Origin of the sequence: Bathymodiolus azoricus thioautotrophic gill symbiont (assembly GCF_001298715.1) — a bacterium.
Lineage (GTDB): Bacteria > Pseudomonadota > Gammaproteobacteria > PS1 > Pseudothioglobaceae > Thiodubiliella.
The window spans coordinates 1-3,446 of sequence record NZ_CDSC02000256.1 but is presented as its reverse complement, the minus strand read 5'-3'; the positions used below and the strand labels follow the sequence as shown (position 1 = coordinate 3,446).

Genomic DNA, 3,446 nt, shown 5'->3' with positions numbered 1-3,446 from the left:
GCCCTTTAAGTTTGTACAAGTTTTCTTTTGACTGTTTTAAGCATCTCTAAAAACTCTGATGAATTTTTTGCAATCTAAGATGGATCTACACGGTTTATAATTTGGGTAATTACAACCAACATAACCTTATTCTTTCCAATATTTGACAATCCAAGGTGCTGGCTGAATATGACGATACCATTTACCGCTAATACCTTTAATCGCCTCAGGTGGGTTAGGCAAACCATGGAAAATAATGACTTTTGCACCCTGAGGAATAAATGGTGCTTTAAACCAAGATTTTATCCACGATGGGCAGCAACGATATTTAAAACTTGGCACCCACTCATCTTGCCAATATTTAAGTTTTCCCAATTTGTGAATCTCTCGTGATAAATAAGCTTGCTCATGGCGAACTTCGCTTTTTACTTGTTCTGAATTTTGCTCAAAGTGAGATAATATTTGTGAGTATTGTCCGATTTCAAAACGAAATACGGATGAGTTGCCTTCAATTTTTGTTGGATTTTTCTTGTCATGCGCAATTAGAAAATCGCCTTTAACCGTAAAAAAGGCATCAATATTATCAACGATAACCACATCCAAATCCAAAAACAAAGTTTTGCCATTCAATCCACCAAAGCCCTCCTTAAAAACAGTAAGTTTGCGCCATCCTCGCTCAGGTGTATCAGCCAAATTAACTGGCAAGTCTAGTTCTGGCAATGGTTGTATCTCCACTTCATTGCGAATACCGCTACCATCCTCAGTAAAACACACAAATCTAAAGGGTATTGATAGATTGCGACTCACCATAGCATACAAGCGATTGACATATTCTGATGGGAACTTGTCACCCCATTTCATGCAAATGATATTTACGCTATTCATGGTTGATTGCACCTAAGCTTTTGCTTAGACAACTACCCTCTTTAACGCGTTTACACCAAGTGGTACTTGCCAGATACCACTCAATGGTTTTTTTAAGTTCTGTAGTGAGTATTTTTTTTGAATTCATTTTGGTATTTTATCAGACATAAAAAAATATTTGACACCTCAAACTGAACTCAAACCAGCGACAAACGGATTAACAGCCTGAGTTAAAACCCTTAAACCGTGATATTAAAGCATTTTATGATGCAACAAGGGTTTAGTTTATTAATAACTCATTGCGTCTCTTTAATTCTTTTTAGTGTTTTTTACAGAAATACGATGATGAAAGTCATTATTATTTTTTCGTGGAAGTTGTGATTTTAATGTGTTCCCTGCTCTAGAATAAGGCACTAAATGTTCTTCTCCGTTGCCTATTAAGTCACTGCGTCCCATTTGCCTTAATGCCTGTCGTAATATGTCCCAGTTTTTAGGATCGTGATAGCGTAAAAAGGCTTTATGCAATTTGCGTTGTTGACCACTACGCGGTGTTTTTACTGCTTCTGACTTTCGGGTAATTTTTTTGAGTGGATTTAATTCACTGTGATACATAGCAGAAGCTATTGCCATAGGGGTGGGAATAAAGGCTTGTACTTGATCTGGCTTAAATTGATTGCGTTTTAACCAAAGTGCTAAATTTAGCATGTCTTTATCCGTGGTTCCAGGGTGTGATGAAATAAAATAAGGGATTAAGTATTGCTCTTTTCCCGCTTGCTTGGAATAGCGTTCAAATAATGTCTTAAATTGATAATAAGAACCAATACCTGGCTTCATCATTTTTGATAAGGTGCTGTCTTCTGTATGTTCAGGTGCAATTTTTAAACGCCCGCCAACATGGTGAGTGACCAGCTCCTTAATGTATTCAGGGTCACGCACAGCTAGGTCGTAACGCAAGCCTGAAGCAATAAAAATACGCTTAACGCCTTTTAATTGTCGTGCACGACGATACAGCTTGGTAAGCGGTTTGTGGTTGGTCTCAAGGTTGGGGCAAATGCCCGGATAAACACAGGAAAGACGACGACAAGACGCTTCTATTTTTTCATCTTTGCATTTCAGGCGATACATATTCGCCGTTGGTCCACCAAGGTCGGAAATATTGCCTTTAAAATCCTTATCTGTATCACGAATCGTTTCAATTTCACGAATCACCGAATCCTCTGAACGACTTTGAATAATGCGCCCCTCATGCTCGGTAATAGAACAAAAAGTACAACCACCAAAACAACCACGCATAATATTAATCGAAAAACGAATCATATCGTAAGCTGGGATCTTCAACTTTCCATAAGTAGGATGTGGTTTGCGTGTATAGGGCAATTCAAACACACTATCAAATTCTTGCATTGACAGAGGAATTGGCGATGGATTTAACCAAACATCACGCTCACCATGACGCTGCACCAAAACGCGTGCATTGCCCGGATTTGTTTCTAGGTGAAAAACACGCGATGTATGCGCATATAGATAGCGATCTTTTGCCACCTGTTCAAAAGAAGGTAGACGGATAACGGTACTTTCTCGCTTTAACCCTTTAGTACGCTGGTCAAAATGAATAACTTGCTCCGCCCCCTGATTGGGATCAATCTGACTAAATTTGACCTGATTGCTTTTATTGTCACAACTTTGTTTATCGTTACTGGATGTATCTACATAAGGGTCTGTTTGTGGATGAGTCAGACTTTTATCCGTATCAATTTTACTTGAGTCTAAAACCGTCCAGCCTCTAGGGATTCCTTGTTGCATATAAGCTGTACCACGAATATTGGTAATTTGCTTTATATCTTCACCCACTGCAAGACGATGTGCGACCTCAACTACAGCACGCTCAGCATTCCCAAAAATCAGTAAATCAGCTTTGGAATCAGGCAAAATAGAACGGCGAATAGTTTGCGACCAGTGGTCGTATTGAGCAATACGCCTTAAACTGGCTTCAATACCGCCAATGATAACAGGAATGCCTTTGTATGCCTCCTTGGCACGCTGAGTATAAACAGTGGTCGCACGATCAGGGCGCTTTCCTGCAATAGCACCTGCAGTATAAGCATCATCAGAGCGTGGTTTTTTCTCAGCGGTGTAATGATTCACCATAGAATCCATATTACCCGAAGTGATGGCAAAAAATAAACCAGGCCTTCCTAGTTGACGAAAGTCATTTGCAGAATGCCAATCAGGCCGAGAAATAATCCCCACACGAAACCCTTGAGACTCTAGCAACCGACCAATAATCGCCATGCCAAAACTAGGATGATCTACATACGCATCCCCTGTAATGATGATGATATCGCAACAATCCCATTCTAACTCGTTCATTTCTTGACGAGACATAGGCAACAATGGCGCAGGAACAAGTTTTTTCTTATAGGGCCAAAATTTTGGGTAAGAATGGATATTTTTAGGCGATGATAACATGGTGCTAAAGTATACAGGAACAAAACGATAGTTTAATAACGCACATCCTAGGATACACTTCTAAAAAGATGTGTATCCAATATAGTTACAATCAAACATAAAAAAAGCCTATCTCAAGAGATAGGCTTTATGAA

Annotated in this window: 3 protein-coding genes; all 3 read right to left on the bottom strand. The window is 39.4% G+C overall.

Annotation, left to right across the window (positions count from 1 at the left end; translation table 11 throughout):
• Positions 1–126: 126 nt before the first annotated feature.
• Positions 127–864: a glycosyltransferase gene (locus BAZSYMA_RS04840; protein WP_090716208.1), complete on the bottom strand. Its 738-nt coding sequence runs from the start codon at positions 862–864 to the stop codon at positions 127–129.
• A complete protein-coding gene (locus tag BAZSYMA_RS10530; RefSeq protein WP_273542817.1) occupies positions 857–991 on the bottom strand; it encodes a hypothetical protein in 135 nt (44 codons plus the stop codon). Before BAZSYMA_RS10530 ends, BAZSYMA_RS04840 begins: the two co-directional genes overlap by 8 nt.
• A gap of 161 nt (positions 992–1,152) precedes the next feature.
• Positions 1,153–3,312, bottom strand: a complete 2,160-nt coding sequence (locus BAZSYMA_RS04835) for a YgiQ family radical SAM protein (protein ID WP_090716205.1) — start codon at positions 3,310–3,312, stop codon at positions 1,153–1,155.
• Positions 3,313–3,446: the final 134 nt, after the last annotated feature.

What these genes read in the sequence shown, in the direction of transcription:
- BAZSYMA_RS04840 (WP_090716208.1), bottom strand. Translation starts at nt 864, where the DNA reads ATGAATAGCGTAAATATCATTTGCATGAAATGGGGTGACAAGTTCCCA.
- BAZSYMA_RS10530 (WP_273542817.1), bottom strand. Translation starts at nt 991, where the DNA reads ATGAATTCAAAAAAAATACTCACTACAGAACTTAAAAAAACCATTGAG.
- BAZSYMA_RS04835 (WP_090716205.1), bottom strand. Translation starts at nt 3,312, where the DNA reads ATGTTATCATCGCCTAAAAATATCCATTCTTACCCAAAATTTTGGCCC.